Raw genomic sequence first — 16379 nt, 5'->3', positions numbered from 1 at the left:
CAGAAAATGGATAGCAAGGTGTAACTGTCTTAAGTGGAGTTCAGAGCGTTACCTAGTCATACTCACAGTCTTATTCCTATCCGTTAGGATACAGCATCGACTGTGTCTGGTGAATCAAGGGGCTATCTCACCAACAATCTCGAGCCACGCATGAGCCGTCGTGGAAATTGGTGGGATAACGCCGTGGCGGAATCGTTCTTTAGCAGCCTGAAAAAGGAACGCATCCGCAAACGCATCTAAAAAACCCGAGATTTGGCCTGGGCGGATATCTTCGACTACATCGAAGTCTTTTACAATCGAACCAGGCACCACAGCCATCTGGGCGGTGTCAGCCCCGAGGCCTTCGAACGCGACTCAGCGAGAGGTCGGGATTTGTCTACTGAACCGGGGGAAGTCCAAGCTGGTGATCCTCACACATGCGCACATCGATCACTGCGGCTTGCTTCCCATGCTGTACAGGAAAGGTTTTCGGGAACTGGTTTATTGTTCGAGGGAGACCGCGGAAATCGCGAAGATCCTCCTGCGCGACGCAGCCGAGCTCTCGGACATCGGTTTCACTAGGAAGGACGTGTGCGCAGTGCGCTGGCACGAGCCGCTTCAGGCCCCGTTCTTCGGTCGGTTCCATCCGGTCGACAGGGACCTGTTTGTGCGCTTCTTTCGTTCAGGACATGTCATCGGTTCGCTGTCCGTAGCAGTTCACTGGGGCGCGCCAAGGCCCGGGCAGCGAAGCATCGCGTTTTCGGGCGATCTCGGGCCCAACGCCGAAGACCGGGAAAGTCTGCCGTTCCTGCGGCATCGAATGCACGCCGGCGAGAACGATTTTGCCGTCATCGAGTCCACTTACGGCGCGACGGTACGTACTGCACAGCAGACCCGAACCTTCGCGCGCTCCGGCAGCCTGATCATTCCTGCGTTCGCTCTCGGGCGCTTCCAAGACGTACTCCTCGATCTGCACTGGATCGCGGCCGAGAATCCGGAGCGCTACCAAGATGTCGATTTCCACATCGATGCGCCGAGCGCATGCAGGATAAACGCCGTAGTGCTCGAAGCGCTCCTGTGAACCGAGAACAATGGAAGGAACAGGAAAGTGCATCCGCTCTGGCTGGAGAAGCAGATTTTCCGCTGGTTTAGTCTGGACAACAAGGATCCTGCTCATGTGCGAACGGTGATCGATATCTGTCGCATGCCTCTCGGGACCGACGCCGCAGAGGATGTCGAGCCTGCTGACTGCGGGAACGCCGTTGCACGCGCGTGGCGACCGCTGTTTCGCGCAATCGTCGGACGCCGACGGCACCTCCCGAACGGAGGCGACTGCGCATCGGTGTACGTGGTCAGTTCAGATACCTGCGACGGCGGCCCGGCTACTCGGCCCATGCCGATCAGGCCGGGCTGCTCGACTGGCTGCTCGATCATCACGAGGGCCGGCTGCGTGTGGCTGGCAAGGCGGTGTTCCTTCAGCACGGTGAGACCAGCAGCAGGAGGCGCTGGCAGATGCGATCAGGGTGAGGCGGCTGCAGAAGTCGTTGCCGTCTGTCCCGTGCTGCCTGCCGATCCCGCCTCCTGGTTCGATCTGGACAGGGATGCAGCTGAGATTGCCGACAAGGACTGTCTTCGCAAAATGGAGGGCGAAATCGCGCGACTGAGCCGGGAGATTTCTCGGCACCGTGGTCTGTCGTGATCCGGGGGGGGCAGTACGTCGGTAGGACGCGGATCGGGTTGCTGAGGGGAGGTAAGTTGGCGGCCCTAGAGCAGTCCGGAGTGCTGCAGGGAGTGGTTGCAGGCAACTACGCTTCGGTGCCGTCGCGAAAACACACATGAGAAATATTTTGCTGAAAAGATATTTCAGTTATTGCGGAAATGTAACTGTCAAATGATAATCGTCCGATAATGAACGTGGATCGACGTCTAGGCGGATCATGTGCCTACACCGAGACGACGTAGAGCTTCACACCACATTCAAATTCAGGCCACGGCTGTTCGGAGAGACTGCGGTCTACGACCTGCTTCTGGCCGTGGAAGACACCACTGAAGGAGCCGAACGATGAAAACCTTTGATCCGAACGAAAACCCCTACGCCGACGACTTGTTGAGGCTGAGTCTGGCCCCGCCGGGGCGCTATTCGCGAATGGAACGGCTGGCGATGGCGTGCATCATTGCTTCCAAGCTATATCGAGTGTTGTCAGACGATTTCTTTGTATCATCCGAGGATGGCTGTATTTTCTGGAGACATCGCTTCTTGCCTAATCGAATCCGGCTGGCCACCCTGTTCGAGGACGACGTCGAATCACATGGATTGCTGATCGATAATGTTTTTCGCTGGACAGAATTTACCATTGTCCTGTATGTGGGGAGCAATGGCGTAATCGAGATTTTCAATGATGCGGCCGGTGGATCGATTCCTCACGACGTCATGGCAGCTTACAAGCAGATACGTGCCGGAGAGTACGTTGAGGCTTTCGATAGACCCGGAGCCATTCCATATCGTCCCGATGGCGAAGCGGCAAGTGATTACGAAGGCAACCGCGATGCACAAGTGCGCCGTCGAGACAGGGATGACTATCGCAATGGAAACGGGCGTGGCGGTGCCGGTGGCGGTGGCTCGAACGGCGGAAATGGTAACGCAGGCAAGATTCCGGGCAGCGGCGGCGTGGGTGAGCTGATCAATCATCCGGTATTGCTTTCCGTAGAGCAGGACATGTTCGATTCAATCATGGAGCAAGTTTGATGGCCAAGCTCGAAAATCCCGCAGATGCGTTGCCACTGCTTGCCTACAAGATTGCGCCGCGCCAGTTCGACCTGAGTTATCGCTTTTCGAACATAAGCTTACGCGACCAGATCGTGCGTGGACAGACGTTGGTACGTACACTCATCAGTACCGGCCTGGCTCCGAAAAAAACCGGCGAGCCGGAATGTGATTTCGAGTTGTTGATATGCGGGGCTGGTGCAGCCGGGCTTGCTGCAGCAGCTGAAGCTGCCGCACTCGGCATCAGTTTCGTGTTGATCGAAAAAGGCAAGCATGTTCCGGGGGGCGTGCTGCGCAGCAAAGCAGAGCGATACGTCAGCACTGGAATGTATGAATGGCCGCATCCGAATCACGCCCACCATGCGTTTCCGCTGGCAACGCCTGTCCTGCTTGGTACGGATGCCCATCCGCTTCCGTCGCTGCAACTGCCACTTGGTGTCCCGAAGAAAATCAGTGACTTCGGTGCCAGCTTGCGCACCGCACTTGAGAAGCCCATCAAGGCCTGGGGAAATGGCTTTTACAGATACCAGAAAGGCAGGGCTGCATCGCGTGTCCTCATCAGGAATGCGCAATTATGCAAGAACACAAAAAAGGCACTCAGAAAGCTCCTTGCGAGGAAAACGAGTATTCATGGGGTTCCTCTGAACGAGGTAGAACTGCCGCTCATTCAGTTGGTCGATGGCTCGGGTAAACCGGTCACGAAAGAACTCCAATTCAGATACGTGATTTACGCGGTCGGGTTTGCGGACGAGGTCAAGAACTATGCTGACAAAAAACCTGTCTACGAGGGCTTCAAACACACTCCGTTCTGGGAGCCGGACAGTATCTTCAAACCGGCATTGGGCTTCAAGAAAATTCATGAACCGAGCGTCGCGATTCTGGGCTCCGGCGATGGCGCTTTGCAGGACACGTTGCGCTGCCTCGTAGTAGAAAAGTTTCCGCAGGCGCTTGCCATATGGAATCATCTAATGGATTTTCAGCCGAAAGGCGGAAGCAGGCTCGGAGATTCGCCATTCGTTCACGCGGCGTTGGCAAGGATTACGGCAGCAGACTGCTACACGACTGGCGGGGCCGTATGGACTTACGAAACACACATATTTCAGTCTTTGGATGTCGCGTTCAAAAGTATTATCGATGATCTTTACGTTAAAGAAAAATCAAACCTAGACCACGCGCTTCAGTCGATGATGCGGCAGGATGTCGGGAAACTAACTTTGGTAACTCAGTGGGGGTATTTTTCCAAGGCATATGCGCTCAATCGTTTTCTCGTGTTGTTGTTCGATAAGGTACTCGCTGGGTTGGAAAATTCTTCTGGCGTGCAGCTCGAGATACTTGCAGGAGAGGTAACCCAATTTACCCGGATTGGCAGGAACCGCCGTGGTGCACACCTCGAGATCGCATGTACCGACGGTGCCAACGTGTCCAGAAATTGTGATCTAGTCATTCTCCGCGGAGGACTGAACTGGGCCGAGTCACCATCGCAACTGCTTGGTTTGACCGATCTGGACACGGGGCGTGCAGAGTTGGGCCGTATTCCGGCTCCAATTCGGCCAGTCTCGATACATTCAGGCCATCAATGAACCCCAAGTCCGATAGCCGCGAACTCTGGTTCAAGCACAGGCCCGATAGTGCACGCTTCCTCGGACGGAGCGGCGCTGGACTGTGCAAGGACGTTGGCGTGTCGGCAGCAAGCGCTTATGTCAGCACGGTCGCAAGCACCACGGTAACCCCCCCATTTTTAGAGCCCGCTAAAAGTAGAGTTTAAGCTATGCTCGATCGCCAATAGAGGACTCAAGATCTGTGCGCGCATCAAGCTGCTGACCTCGTACTTCAGCTTCAAGAAATTCCCAGATTGTTACTTTTGGTGGATATTTGCAGAGTGTTGCTTCCGGATAATATGCATGAATCAAAAACATAAACATCAAGGCCGCGTCACATTGTTGCTCTCGCGTCCTCGAATACTCCATTTTTTCGGCCAAGCAGAAAAGACTTCCTGCTGAGATAACAGCACACTGGCCACCATAAGGAACACATGAACGACCGAGCACCCCATCCTCAGACCGAATTCAATCGACTGTACAGTGACGTATCTGCCAGTGTCGCAGCTGCGATGGCCGAGGTAGACGCTTTAGCGGTCGAGCACAAGCAAGGCAAGCAGGAGATCGGCAACATCATGCAGCGCCTGCGAGGTATCCAAGCGAACTTCGATGACGAACTCAAGCTGTTGGAAAAGCATGCTGAGTGGGACAATTTTACGATGGCGTTCTTCGGCGAGACCAACGCCGGCAAAAGCACCATCATCGAGTCCTTGCGCATCCTGTTCAACGAACAGGCCCGCCAGGAGCTATTGGAAAAGAATGCGCATGACTTGGCGGCATTCGAGAATGCGGTGATTGGCCATGTCAACGAGGTTCGCCGGGCGCTCGGAGCGGTCTACGCCGTTTATACCGCCGATGTTGCGCAGCTCAGGCAGGACACCGCGACACTCGGCCAGATCGTCCGTGACGAATCGTCAGCACGCATCCAGATCGCCCAGGACGAATCGTCAGCTCGCATTCAGATCATTTGCAACGAATCGTCAGCGCGCATCCAGCGCAAGCTGCGGCTGTTCGCCGTTGGTGGGGCAGGGTTCGGTGCCGCGCTGACTGCTGCCCTCATGCTGTTCGTAGGGAAGTGAAATGAACAGTGCTACCGAGATCGACGAATTGTTCGCCGCAGCGACCCGTGCAGATGAGGATGCGTCCGCAGCATCGACGCCAATTCAATTGCCGTCTATCACTGACACGCCAAGAGCCCTAGAGCGACTGGTCAATGCCCAGCTGCCCGCACTGGTACAGTCCATCCTGACCTTGGAACAGCAACGTACGCAAGTGTCCCGCGTCGATGGCAGGATCATTGGCACGGGCGAGGCTGACTTCACGAAAGGGAACACTTGCTATAAGCTCGACTACAAGGGTAGAGCGTTTCAGTTAGTCGACGTCCCCGGCATCGAAGGCGACGAGACCAAATATGCGCCCATGGTCAAAGAGGCAGTCGCCAAGGCGCATTTAATGTTTTATGTCAACGGCACGAACAAGAAGCCGGAAAAAGCTACTGCTGAGAAAATCCGCACGTACCTGCACCGGGGCACCCAGGTGTGCCCGATCGTCAATGTTCGCGGTAATGCCGACGCCTACGAGTTCGAAGACGATCGCTTAGCCTTAACGGATCACGGAGGTTGTGGCGCAGCGCTCGAGCAAACGACCGAAGTGCTTCGCTCAGTGCTGACAGAAGACGTGCTGTTGCCCGGCCTTTGTGTACAGGGTCTGCTTGGCTTCTCCTCGCTCGCGATGAGCAAGGGGAGGACTACGATTCATCCATCGCGTGAGCATGACTTGGTCGTCCACCAGCGCAAGTATATGAAGTACTTCGGCGCTACCAAACACATGTTCGAGTTTAGTCAGCTGCACGAAGTCGCGCGCGTGCTGCACAAGAAGCTGGGCACGTTCAAGGAAGATATCGTCGAGAGCAATAAGATCAAGGTACGCGAGATGCTTGTCAAGAACATCCAAGTGCTCCGTACCTTGGCGGACGAGCACAAAAAATTTCTCGGCAAGGTACAGCCTGAGTTCGATAAATGCCGTGAAGCCATCGAAGGAGCACTTCAAACCTTCGAACGTGTGACGACGGCTGGTCGCAAGAATTTGTGGAGCAGCTTCTTCAATGACATGGAGGACCGAGCCAGCACCATCGTGGCGGAACACTTCGGCGACAACGATGAGATCAAATCGCGGCTCGACAAGGCGTTTAAGCGCGGGCAAGCCGACGTTGCCGACGAGCTGAACCGACAGATGAAAGAACACGTCAAGGTGTTGCAGGACAGCTCGGTGCAGGCCATGCAGCGATTGGCCGAAGATGTACGCCGGGTCGAGTTCCAGCAACGCGTCCGCGTCGAGGAGCACGGTACGAAGTCGCTATACCGCTCTGCCACGCTCGACATGGATATCGGCATTAAAGGGTGGGGAGCCGTCGCCTTGAATATCGGTTCCTTCGCGATGACCGGCGCTACGATCGGCTCGTCTTTCCCGGTGATTGGCACCGCCATCGGCGCGGTCGTCGGCGCCGTGGTGGGTGCCCTTGCGAGTCTGGGCCAATACTTCATGGGGAAGGAAAAGCGCATTCGTGCAGCCCAGAGGCAGGTGCAAGAAAAAATCGATGAGGCGCGCGACCGCGTCATGAGTGGGCTGGCGCAAGAGCAAAAGAAAATCATCGACCCGATGCGCCAAGAAGTCACGGATTCGTTGCTCAAGCAGGTCGACACAATGCAGGCGAGCCTGGTGCGCCCAGTCCAGATCATCGAGCACCAGATTAGTCTCCTCACCAACATCAAGCAGCAATTGGAAAAAATGTCTTATGGAACAATTCAAGCAGTTCAACATTGAAAAGCAAGTCGCCATCGACACGCTGGCGCAACTGCGGGGTGTACTCGCTGAACTCGGCGAGATTGGCGTTGGTGTACAAGACGATCTGCAGAAGATCGACAGCGCCTTGCAAGCGATCGAATCGGATGTTTTGCGTATCGCGCTGCTGGGGGCCTTCTCCGATGGCAAGACGAGCGTAGTGGCCGCATGGCTGGGCAAAATCATGGCCGACATGAAGATCGACATGGACGAGTCGTCCGACCGCTTGGCGATTTACCGTCCGGAAGGCTTGCCCGGGCAGTGCGAAATCGTCGATACCCCCGGCCTGTTTGGTGACAAGGAGCGCACCGTCGATGGCAGCGTGGTCATGTACGAAGATCTGACCAAGCGTTACATCTCGGAAGCCCACCTGATCTTTTACGTTGTCGACGCGACCAACCCGCTCAAGGAAAGCCACAGCGACATCGCAAAATGGATTTTGCGCGACTTGAATAAGCTGAGCTCCACCATCTTCGTGATCAATAAGATGGACGAAGTGACGGACTTGACGGAGCAGGCGCTGTTCGACCAGCAGGCGACCATCAAAATGGACAACCTGAAGGGCAAACTGCAACGCGCTGCGAACCTGACTCCACAAGAGCTGGACCGACTGAACATCGTTTGCATCGCGTCGAATCCGAATGGCCGAGGCCTCGAGTTTTGGTTCGGCAAGCCAGAGCAGTACGAGAGCCGCTCGCGCATCAATGATTTGAAGGGCATGACTAGCAACATCCTCAAGGCGAACGTGCCGGCCATTCTAATCGCCAAAACCGGCTTGGATGTCGTGCGCGATCTCACCCAGCAGAAGTTGGCGGTCGCAAGAGGTCAGTTGGCCGCGCTCGAATTGTTCGAGGAGCAGAACCGCGAGGAGTCGGCCCGCATCCAGCAAGACATCGACCGCGGCAGAGGCGAAGTGAAACGCCTAGCGAGTGAACTGTTCAAAGAACTGGAAGCGATGGAGAAGTACTTGATCGGTCGCTTGCGCCCGCTTTCACTCGAGGACATCCGCAACTTCCTAGAAGACGAGATCGGCTATACGGGGGACGCCATCGGCTACAAGCTGCATCTCAAAATCAAGACCGCCGTCGATCACTTTTTCGAGCAGTCGAGTGCCGTGACTGGACGCATCTCCATGGACATCAGCCGTCAGTTGGACTCCAGTGAGAGCTTCCTCGAGGCCATGAGTGAAGGTGCGCTGAAATCGGTGAGCGGCACCTTGAAAGGCATTTCCAAGCTCAGCCCCGCAACGATCAAGGCCACGATTTTCGCGGCCCGCGACGTCTTGAACAGCGTCACGGGGATTGCGATCAAGTTCAAACCTTGGGAAGCAACCAAGCTCGCTGGCACGATTTCGCAATGGGCCGGTCCGGCCGGTGCGATCCTGTCCGTCGGCACCGAGGTCTATCAGGCCTATAAAACCCATGAACTCGAGCAGCGTCTGAGTGAAGTCAAGACGAGTATCGGCACGGCGATCAAGGACGCGTTCAAAGACATCTACGATCTCATTTCGAATGACGAGAAGATGTTCGAATGCTTTGCGCCGCAACTCAAGGAATTCGAGAAGATCGTTCGCGGCATGGCGGAAAATGCCGAAACGATCCGTAGCAACCGGAGTAAGGTCGAGCACATCCAAGCGCGATTGAATGCCTTAATCCCCGCACCAGGGCAGAGCGCAACGAGCACGCGCCGATAAGCGGCCAGCAGGCTAGGATCGTGCAGAACCATCGGCGCCCAGTACCTCTGGACTCCGATGGCCGTGCCTGCTAAGCCCATCGATGTTGCGCGACGTGACGAGCATTCACGGTAGCGCCGTTCCGATCTTTTACGTCAACTCAGGACTGCACAAAGAAGCGACCGTCGCTTCGTGTTGAATGATCAAACGGCAGCTGTACGCTTTGGGGGCTGAATCAGTGCTTCGGCAGGTATGCCAAGCCCCTTATGCAGTCTCCAGATCATCGGAAGCGTCAAAGGGCGAATCCGGTTAAGCACCTCATACACCCTGTTGGAGCGGCCGATCATCGGTTCGAGATCCTTGACAGTAAGACCTTTCTGATCCATCTGGAATTTGATGGCTTCGACTGGGTCTGCGACCTCCATGGGAAAGTGCTTTGCTTCATACGCTTCGACCAGCGTCGCAAGCACGTCCAGTCGGTCACCCTCCGGCGTGCCGAACTCGGCATTCATGAGTGACTCGACTTCACGAAGCGCTGCTTGATAGTCAGCTTCCGTACGAATAGGCTTAATGTCCATAATTTCCCTCAATAGTTTGTGCATCGATGGCATCGTATTGTTTGTGCGTGCCGACGAACTTCACGAAAACGATCCCGTACGGGTAGTTGATGGATGTAACCAAGCGGTACTTGTTGCCGGCAACATTAAAGACAACGCGTCCGTCCTTCAGGATGCTCGCCGTGCCGAAGTCAGCCTTGACGTCAGCCGGGGTCTGCCACTTGGCTTTGAGGACATGGCCATGCCAGGTGAGGAGTGCCTCCTTGGCGTCGGCATGTTCAGGTCGTTCGTGGAAGGCACGAAGGGTGGGAAGGGACAGAACTCGCATGCGTCAAGTCTAGTCCCAAATTGGGACTGAGGCAAGAGCGAAGTGCGCTGACGGTGGCGGTGCGAGCCTCAGTACTTATCTTGAATCGCCAGGAATTCAGTAGACACTCCTGAGCCATAATTTTGGGCAGGAGATAAAAGTATGAGTGGGAAACATTACAGCGGATGGCGGCACGTCTCGGGGACGCATTCCCAGGCCTGTACATTGAGCCGCCCCAGCTTTCGTGAAGACTGGTTTGTCTAGTAGCCTTGACGACTTTTTCTCGGCATGTCAATGCTTTGTTGGCAAGTACGCAATCTGGAATCGCTCAGCCAAGAGGCGCAAGCGCTGATCCAGCGTCCATAGCCGTGCCCCTGTCGTCAGCAGTGTCGATGCCAACAGCGTCAGGTCCACCAAACCACACCCAAGTCCGAACAGGCGTTCGCGCTCGATCAGTTCCCTCACTTCCATCAGACTGGCTTGCTTGGCTTGTGGTAGCGTTCCAATGTCGGCGAGCGTGCGTGCTCGCGGCGAAGGTGGCGTACCGCATGCGAGTTCGGTCACGACCATCGGATGGGTCATGGCCATATCCAGTGACAGAAGATCGACCAGGGTTTCGTTACAACGTCGAAAATGATCTACCCAGACTGACGTGTCGACCAGAACTTCATTCATGTCGGGACGTCTTCGCCGCGGCGCGGAATGTCAGCCATTTCAGGCGAGGCACCACCCAACGCGGCAAGCCTTTTCGCAGCCTGGACCCTGACAAACGTCTTGATCGCCTCCCTGAACAGGTCGGCCTTGTCCATGGCGGGATCGGCCATGTCGAGTGCCCTAGCGTAGAGCTCGTCGTCAATCGTCACAGTGGTACGCATACTACCTCCCGCCATCAAAGTTGGAGCAATTTTGCATCAAAAATGATGATCGATCAAGGGTGAGGGGGACAACCTCGACTCTCTGACCACGCACAGCACTGAATGGCAAAGGTATGTCAGACTGATGTTCTGGAGACGTTTGGAGCGCGATCGAGGTTTGTATTGAGCGAACTTATGTGGTGAAAAGTGCGGTTCTCAGCTAAGTCCTTGATTTATTAGTGCGAATACGGCCTGCAAAGCCGTCTAGGTCGGTTCGACTCCGATCCTTGCCTCCAGATTGTCATCGTGCGGGCCCCATTCGGGGCCCGTTTCGCGTTTGTGCCCCAACGCCATCGTCGATGCGTTGTGCCGCCATGCGCGTCACGGTGGCAGTCGTGTTTGCCGGCTCGCCTTCGCGTTTTAAATGCGCTCGAGCTGCACCCGCCGGACGGCCGCCTCGTAGAATGCAGATTCACGTCGGATGCGTTTCGTCATTTCTTGCGGACTCAAGGGCAGGGGAAGCATGGCGATCTCTTCCATCAAACCCGTCATGGCCGGTGCTTCCAGCGCCTGGCGGCTCGCACGCTGGAGACCCGACAGCGCCTCGTCACGCATCCTCGCAGGGCCAAACAGGCCATACCATGCGGTCACTTCCATATCGGAAAGTCCAAGTTCGGTGAAGCTCGGCGTCTCGGGCATATCGATCCAGCGATGTGCACTGCTGACTGCGAGCGCGCGCAAGCGGCCTGCTGCCCGTGCATTTGCACCATTGCCCGTCGTAACAAATCCGGCTGCCAGGTTGCCACCCTCCAGATCGGCCAGAATCGACGCCGTGGCGGCATACGAAATGGCCAGCAGCGGCGCGTCTTTCTCGCGCGCCAGTTGCTTGGTCATCAGCCAGCCTTGAGAGCCGCGCAATACCGCGCCGACATGCCGGAAGTCCGGGTTGTCGAGAACCCAGCGTAAATAGTCGTCGAGGGTGGCGACATCGGAAGGGACGCGCGGGCCCACCAGGAACATGAAGGCGTATTCGCCAATGCCGGCAATCGGCGTCAGATCGGTGTTCGGCGCGTACTCGAGCTGGCGGTAGATGGCTGAAAAGAGCGTCACGAGCGCGGACGGCGCGATCAGCAGGGTATTGCCGTCAGGCTGCGCACGAACCGCCGCCTGGACCGAGCGGCGGCCCTCGCGGCCGAGTACATGCTCCAGCTTGTAGGTCGAACCCTGCTTTGCAGACAATTGCGCAATGAATCCGCTGGCCAGTCTGGTACCGGCGGCGCCGGGGGGGAGTCCGAACAGTACTTTGGCCGCGGCCTTGTCCGCTGTGGCTTGCGCGCCGGCGGGTGCCCAGGGCGCAAGGACGCCCAGTGCACCCATGGCCTGAAGCAGCTGGCGGCGATTGACGGACGGGTACGTCATGTTCTTCTCCTGTTGTGGACAGCGGTGATGCGGCATTCGGATGGCGGCCAAGGCACGATGTTCAGCCTTCCAGTTCCTGCAATAGGATGCGCAGCATCCTGCGGGCAGCATGGGCGCCGAAGCTGTCTGCGTCAGCGTCGATCCGGACTTGTCCGCGCAGCAGGCGCAAGTCGGGCGTGGTGGGTTCCTGGTCCTGCATGGCGAGCCGTACCCGATGGAGTGACGCGCGTGGCACCGGGCGGCCCTGCTTGTCCAATGTCGTCGCCAGCGGCCCCCCGTGCACAGAGGCCAGGGCATCGGGCGTGACGTATTCGGCGGCGGCCGATTCGACGGCCAGCACCTGCAATGGCACCGGTGCGACACTGGGGTCGTCCGCGAAGAAAGTGGCGCGTGTTCCCCGACGCACGCGCAGCAGGGCGGCATCGTCGATGTAGGCGAGCGCTTCGCGTCCTTGTCCGATGAGCACGCGGCCGAGCGGCTGGTCGCTGCGGACCCAGCGGCCGGGCGCCAGGTCGCTCAACAAGTCCACGACCCGTCCATCGGCGGATGCCCGCAGTTCCAGCCCCTTCTCGCGCTCCACGATGCCGTCGAGCTGGGTCTGCGACTCGGCCTGCTGCTGTTCCAGCACCAGCAGTTCACTGCGGTCGCGGGCGTCACCGGCAATGCGTTCGATCCGTTCGCGCGCCAGGACCTGTTGCGTGATTGCCTCGGCGCGCTTGCGTTCCAGCTCGATCGAGCGCAGGCGTACCAGGGGTTGTCCCTTGCGAACCAGCACACCGGGGCTGATCAGCACCTCCTCGACCACTGCGACCTCCGGCGCGGCCAGGAGCTGCTCGTTGCGCCAGCCCAGCGTGGCGGGGGCATCGACCCGCCGGTCCAGCGGCGCCAGTACCAGCAAGGCAAGCAAGGCCGCGCCGCCGCCGAGCCCGGCCCAGCGACGACGGGAAAGGCGGTCACGGACCCGCCACCAGAGCGCCACGCGGCGGGAGAGCGGCGCGGCGATGGTCCACCAGATCGTGAGTCCCGCCAGGAGTAGGCCTGCTGCCTGGAACAGGTAGTCGTAGCAGAGTTTCGCCGCCGCCAGGCCCAGGAACAGCCTGAACAACCAGACGCCGGCGCCGAATCCGCACAGCGCAGCCAGGACCCATCCCGTGGCGTCGCTTGGCCGCGCCGTGACCCGACCCAGCAGGATCCGTTCCAGCAGCCAGCCCGCATGATCGAGCGAACGCTGTTGCAGGTTCGGGTAGCGCAGTACATCGGAAAGGATATAGTACCCGTCGAACCTGCCGAGAGGATTCAGGTTGACTGCCAGCGTGGTAAGCCAGCTGCTGGTGGCGATCACGAAGCAGGTCGTGCGCAATGCGCCGTCGGGCAGGAGCGCCCAGGCCAGGGTACAGGGACCGGCGATGAAGGTCTCGGCGAGCATGCCGGCGCTGCCGATCCATGCGCGCGCGCTGCGCCGGGGCAGGCGCGCCGCGTCGCTGGTGTCGGTGTAGAGCATCGGCACGCCATACGCAATCGACAGACCCATCGTCGGCACCAGCACGCCGTGATGGGTCGCCGCGAACGCATGGCCCAATTCGTGCACGAGTTTCAGGCCCACCAGAGCGACGCCGAAGGTCAGCCATGTTGCCGGATCGGCGAAATTGGAAAACGTGTTGAGGAAAACATCCCATTGTCGCGAAACGAGATACAGCCCCAGCAGGGTCGTGGCGACCCATGCGGCCAGCGCGGGACGCGACCACAGCGCCCGTACCAAGGGAAGGGCGCGGTGCAGCAGCGCATGCGGCCTGAGCAACGGAACCTGCCACCCCATCCAGCGCCGCAGCCATGCGCCCGGGTGTTTCCTGGCGTTCTGTTCCGCCCCATCGATCAGCGCTTTTGTCTCGGCGCCGGCACGTGCGGTCAACAGTTGGTGCTGGCGCAGGAACTCGCACAGGCCCTCGAATTGCGCGGCAAACTGCTGGGCTGTCCGGTTCGGAAATGCGCGCAGCCATCCGCTGCGCAGCGCGTCCGGGCTGCCCAGCGGCCACAGGGCGAGAAGCTCGACATCGCCGTCGGCCAGCAGGAAGCTGCGCTGGCGCACCGGATCGTCGAGACGCCAGGCCCGGGATGGATCGGCGGCGTCCGTGACCTGCCTGAGTTGCAGTTCGGGGCGCAGGGGTGCAAGGGAGATGGGCGCAGTGTGCATGGGGAGTCTCGGCGAGGCGGGCGAATGCGGAGAGAAATCAGATCCCGACGTTTTGCCGGAGCGCGGCAAGGGGGCGCCGTAACAGCTGCACCGCCAGCGGGACTTTCGGCCCGTACAGGCGCGCGGTGCCGCGCGCGCCAATGCGCGGCGCGGATCCGGGCAGGGGATCGAGCATCACGGTGTACGCGGTGTCGCCCCCGGCCAGTACGCGCGGCGTGAAGGTGGCATACCGTACCCGTAGCGCAAGCCCGCCCAGCGGCGCGTTTTCAAGGAAGGCCTGGGCATCGTCGCCCGCTTTCAGCGCCAGGCTGTTGGCCGTGGAAAGGTCGGCGCGCAGTGCGACCTGTGCCGGATCGGCCACTTGCAGAATCTCCTCGCCGACCTGGACCGCGCGGCCCTCCCAGTCCCGTCGGTCCGAATAGATCGCAACGCCATCCTGGCGCGCGCGGATCGTGGTTCGCGCCAGTACCTCGATTGTGTAGTCATAGGTCACGCGCGCCAGCTCGTACTCGGCGCGGGCTGCCGCCAGGTCGTGCGCGGCCTCGGCCTCCTGGAACGCGGCTGCCGTGATGCGCGCATTGCGCGCCTCGGCAACGGCGAGCCGCTGCTGGGCCAGCAGCATCTCGTTGCGTGGCTGGATATCTTCGAACACGACGAGGACGTCGCCCGCCTTCACCGTGCTGCCCGGTGCGACTGCGATGCGCTTGACGACGCCATTGATCGGCGCCGTGATGACAGCGGGGCGCGCCGCGACCACTTCCACCGGAGCCATGACGCTCAGGCGCATGGGTATCGCCCCGACCACGATTGCCGCGCCGACTGCGGCGGCTGCCAGACAGCGGCGCCGCACGTCCGGCAGTGCGCGGCGCCTGCGGCCTGCAAGCGCGCGCCACGCGTGCGAATACGTGTCGCCAAGCCGATCGAGCAGCATTGGCGCGCCAGCGTTGAATGGCCGTTCTTTCATGAACAGCACGCCAGCGTCGATCCGCTCTGCATGGTCCGGCAAGGGAACCCAGTAAGCGCTTGAGAACGGCAACCCAAGAACGAGCCGACGCTGCGCATCGCTGAGGGGCGCGAGTGTATCGGACGCGTGCATGTCCCAGCCAGTGACGTGCGCATGGCTCTTCTGTGCGCCCAGCATCCTGGCCAATGCATCGAGCAGCGGCGTGTGAGGATCAACGCCCTGCAGTCCCGAGACGACGACGGCACGCCAGCGTCGGCCGCTGCGGGCACGGCGCCAGACGATTGCCAGTTCGTACGGGACCAGGCTGCGCACGTCGTTCGCCAGGTGGGTGAGCAGGGCATCTTCCTGACGGATACGGCGAATTTCGGCTTCGAATTGCAGCAGCCTCAGCGCGGCAACATCGGCCGGCGCGGGGGGAATGGCAGAGGCGTTCATTTTGCGCCCTTCCATCCGGAAGCCGTACCGCTCATGCCGGGCAGCACGCGCGCGTCGGGTGTGGTGAACGTGGCGACGATGCGTATCGTCCGGCTGACCGGATCGACGCTGGGAAGCAGGCGCAGCACCTTGGCCGGCAATACGGCGCGCGTCTCGTCGACGCGGAACACGAAGAGTGTTCCCGGCCCAAGCCACGATAGCCAATGCGAAGGCACGATAATATCGAGCTCGGTGCTGCTGGCATCGACGATCTTCAGCAGCGGCGTCCCGGTTTGCACGAACTCGTGCTGTCGCGCCAGACGCGCCAGTACCCGGCCACGAAACGGCGCAGTGATCGAGCATGCCTTGGTCTGCGAAGCGAGCGCGTCGGACTCGGCCTGGGACCTGTCCAACTGCGCTCTTGATACCTGCAGATCGTTTTTGCCGATGGCATTGAAGCGATCGAGTTCTTCGTTGGTTTCGACCTGCTTGCGCTGTGCATTGAGCGCGGCCGCAGCCGCGCGCGCTTCCGCGAGCGGACGTTCGCAGTCGAACGCTGCCAGCGTCGCGCCTCGCGTGAACTCTGTCCCTTCTGCATAGGGCAGCTCGACGATGCGCGCCGAGATGCGTGCTGACAGCGTCGCCTCGGCCGTGGCGCGCACCACGCCGCGCGCGATACTACCGCTGGCGGCCTGGTCCCGTACGGTGGCCGGGCCCCGTACCTGGGCCGCCACCGGGGGCTCCAGGCTTGCGGCCGCCGGTACGCTGACGAGTGCGCCTGCGGCGAGCGCCAGCAGCACACCAGGCGGTGTCGAACGA

14 protein-coding genes and 1 pseudogene are annotated in these 16379 nt (G+C 59.5%); 7 read left to right on the top strand and 8 right to left on the bottom strand.

Going from position 1 to position 16379, the window contains the following annotated elements:
• Positions 1–132 precede the first annotated feature (132 nt).
• The 7 genes and pseudogenes from AC56LV_RS08625 to AC56LV_RS08595 all read left to right on the top strand — a co-directional run.
• Positions 133–357, top strand: a pseudogene (locus AC56LV_RS08625) (IS3 family transposase); the annotation flags it as partial.
• Positions 358–403: 46 nt separating this feature from the next.
• A complete protein-coding gene (locus AC56LV_RS08620; protein ID WP_499556967.1) occupies positions 404–1060 on the top strand; it encodes an MBL fold metallo-hydrolase in 657 nt (218 codons plus the stop codon).
• Between the two features lie 981 nt (positions 1061–2041).
• Entirely contained in the window at positions 2042–2725 is a 684-nt protein-coding gene (locus AC56LV_RS08615) for a hypothetical protein (protein ID WP_499556966.1), read from the top strand.
• Positions 2725–4323, top strand: coding sequence for an NAD(P)-binding protein (locus AC56LV_RS08610; RefSeq protein WP_499556965.1), 1599 nt, complete (start codon positions 2725–2727; stop codon positions 4321–4323). Before AC56LV_RS08615 ends, AC56LV_RS08610 begins: the two co-directional genes overlap by 1 nt.
• Positions 4324–4775: 452 nt before the next feature.
• On the top strand, positions 4776–5420 hold the full coding sequence (locus AC56LV_RS08605; RefSeq protein WP_499556964.1) for a hypothetical protein: 645 nt from the start codon (positions 4776–4778) through the stop codon (positions 5418–5420).
• 1 nt (position 5421) lies between these two features.
• Positions 5422–7164, top strand: a complete 1743-nt coding sequence (locus tag AC56LV_RS08600; RefSeq protein ID WP_499556963.1) for a hypothetical protein — start codon at positions 5422–5424, stop codon at positions 7162–7164.
• Complete coding sequence (locus AC56LV_RS08595; protein ID WP_499556962.1) at positions 7136–8875, top strand: LeoA/HP0731 family dynamin-like GTPase; 1740 nt, start codon at positions 7136–7138, stop codon at positions 8873–8875. Before AC56LV_RS08600 ends, AC56LV_RS08595 begins: the two co-directional genes overlap by 29 nt.
• A gap of 182 nt (positions 8876–9057) precedes the next feature.
• On the opposite strand, the gene AC56LV_RS08590 is transcribed toward AC56LV_RS08595, so the two are convergent.
• The 8 genes from AC56LV_RS08590 to AC56LV_RS08555 form a co-directional block, all read right to left on the bottom strand.
• Complete coding sequence (locus AC56LV_RS08590) at positions 9058–9432, bottom strand: helix-turn-helix domain-containing protein (RefSeq protein WP_499557986.1); 375 nt, start codon at positions 9430–9432, stop codon at positions 9058–9060.
• Positions 9422–9739: a type II toxin-antitoxin system HigB family toxin gene (locus AC56LV_RS08585; protein ID WP_499556961.1), complete on the bottom strand. Its 318-nt coding sequence runs from the start codon at positions 9737–9739 to the stop codon at positions 9422–9424. Before AC56LV_RS08585 ends, AC56LV_RS08590 begins: the two co-directional genes overlap by 11 nt.
• Before the next feature lie 270 nt (positions 9740–10009).
• Complete coding sequence (locus AC56LV_RS08580; RefSeq protein WP_499556960.1) at positions 10010–10393, bottom strand: type II toxin-antitoxin system VapC family toxin; 384 nt, start codon at positions 10391–10393, stop codon at positions 10010–10012.
• Positions 10390–10593 (bottom strand): type II toxin-antitoxin system VapB family antitoxin, encoded by a 204-nt coding sequence (locus tag AC56LV_RS08575; protein WP_499556959.1) that lies wholly within the window; start codon positions 10591–10593, stop codon positions 10390–10392. The genes AC56LV_RS08580 and AC56LV_RS08575 overlap by 4 nt, the downstream gene beginning before the upstream one ends.
• Positions 10594–10992: 399 nt before the next feature.
• Positions 10993–11991 carry a tripartite tricarboxylate transporter substrate-binding protein gene (locus AC56LV_RS08570; RefSeq protein WP_499556958.1) on the bottom strand — a complete coding sequence of 333 codons (999 nt, stop codon included), beginning with the start codon at positions 11989–11991 and terminating at the stop codon, positions 10993–10995.
• A 61-nt stretch (positions 11992–12052) separates the two neighbouring features.
• Entirely contained in the window at positions 12053–14182 is a 2130-nt protein-coding gene (locus AC56LV_RS08565) for a hypothetical protein (protein WP_499556957.1), read from the bottom strand.
• 37 nt (positions 14183–14219) lie between these two features.
• Positions 14220–15581, bottom strand: a complete 1362-nt coding sequence (locus AC56LV_RS08560; protein ID WP_499556956.1) for an efflux RND transporter periplasmic adaptor subunit — start codon at positions 15579–15581, stop codon at positions 14220–14222.
• Positions 15578–16360, bottom strand: a complete 783-nt coding sequence (locus tag AC56LV_RS08555; protein ID WP_499556955.1) for an efflux RND transporter periplasmic adaptor subunit — start codon at positions 16358–16360, stop codon at positions 15578–15580. Before AC56LV_RS08555 ends, AC56LV_RS08560 begins: the two co-directional genes overlap by 4 nt.
• Between the last annotated feature and the right edge of the window lie 19 nt (positions 16361–16379).

The sequence above is a fragment of the Telluria sp. RB2R28 genome (assembly GCF_059685835.1).
The sequence above is the reverse complement of the archived record's forward strand: the minus strand, read 5'-3'. Positions and strand labels throughout refer to the sequence as shown.

Coding starts and splice junctions, on each gene's coding strand:
- AC56LV_RS08615 (WP_499556966.1), top strand. CDS start 2,042: ATGAAAACCTTTGATCCGAACGAAAACCCCTACGCCGACGACTTGTTG.
- AC56LV_RS08610 (WP_499556965.1), top strand. CDS start 2,725: ATGGCCAAGCTCGAAAATCCCGCAGATGCGTTGCCACTGCTTGCCTAC.
- AC56LV_RS08605 (WP_499556964.1), top strand. CDS start 4,776: ATGAACGACCGAGCACCCCATCCTCAGACCGAATTCAATCGACTGTAC.
- AC56LV_RS08600 (WP_499556963.1), top strand. CDS start 5,422: ATGAACAGTGCTACCGAGATCGACGAATTGTTCGCCGCAGCGACCCGT.
- AC56LV_RS08595 (WP_499556962.1), top strand. CDS start 7,136: ATGGAACAATTCAAGCAGTTCAACATTGAAAAGCAAGTCGCCATCGAC.
- AC56LV_RS08590 (WP_499557986.1), bottom strand. CDS start 9,432: ATGGACATTAAGCCTATTCGTACGGAAGCTGACTATCAAGCAGCGCTT.
- AC56LV_RS08585 (WP_499556961.1), bottom strand. CDS start 9,739: ATGCGAGTTCTGTCCCTTCCCACCCTTCGTGCCTTCCACGAACGACCT.
- AC56LV_RS08580 (WP_499556960.1), bottom strand. CDS start 10,393: ATGAATGAAGTTCTGGTCGACACGTCAGTCTGGGTAGATCATTTTCGA.
- AC56LV_RS08575 (WP_499556959.1), bottom strand. CDS start 10,593: ATGCGTACCACTGTGACGATTGACGACGAGCTCTACGCTAGGGCACTC.
- AC56LV_RS08570 (WP_499556958.1), bottom strand. CDS start 11,991: ATGACGTACCCGTCCGTCAATCGCCGCCAGCTGCTTCAGGCCATGGGT.
- AC56LV_RS08565 (WP_499556957.1), bottom strand. CDS start 14,182: ATGCACACTGCGCCCATCTCCCTTGCACCCCTGCGCCCCGAACTGCAA.
- AC56LV_RS08560 (WP_499556956.1), bottom strand. CDS start 15,581: ATGAACGCCTCTGCCATTCCCCCCGCGCCGGCCGATGTTGCCGCGCTG.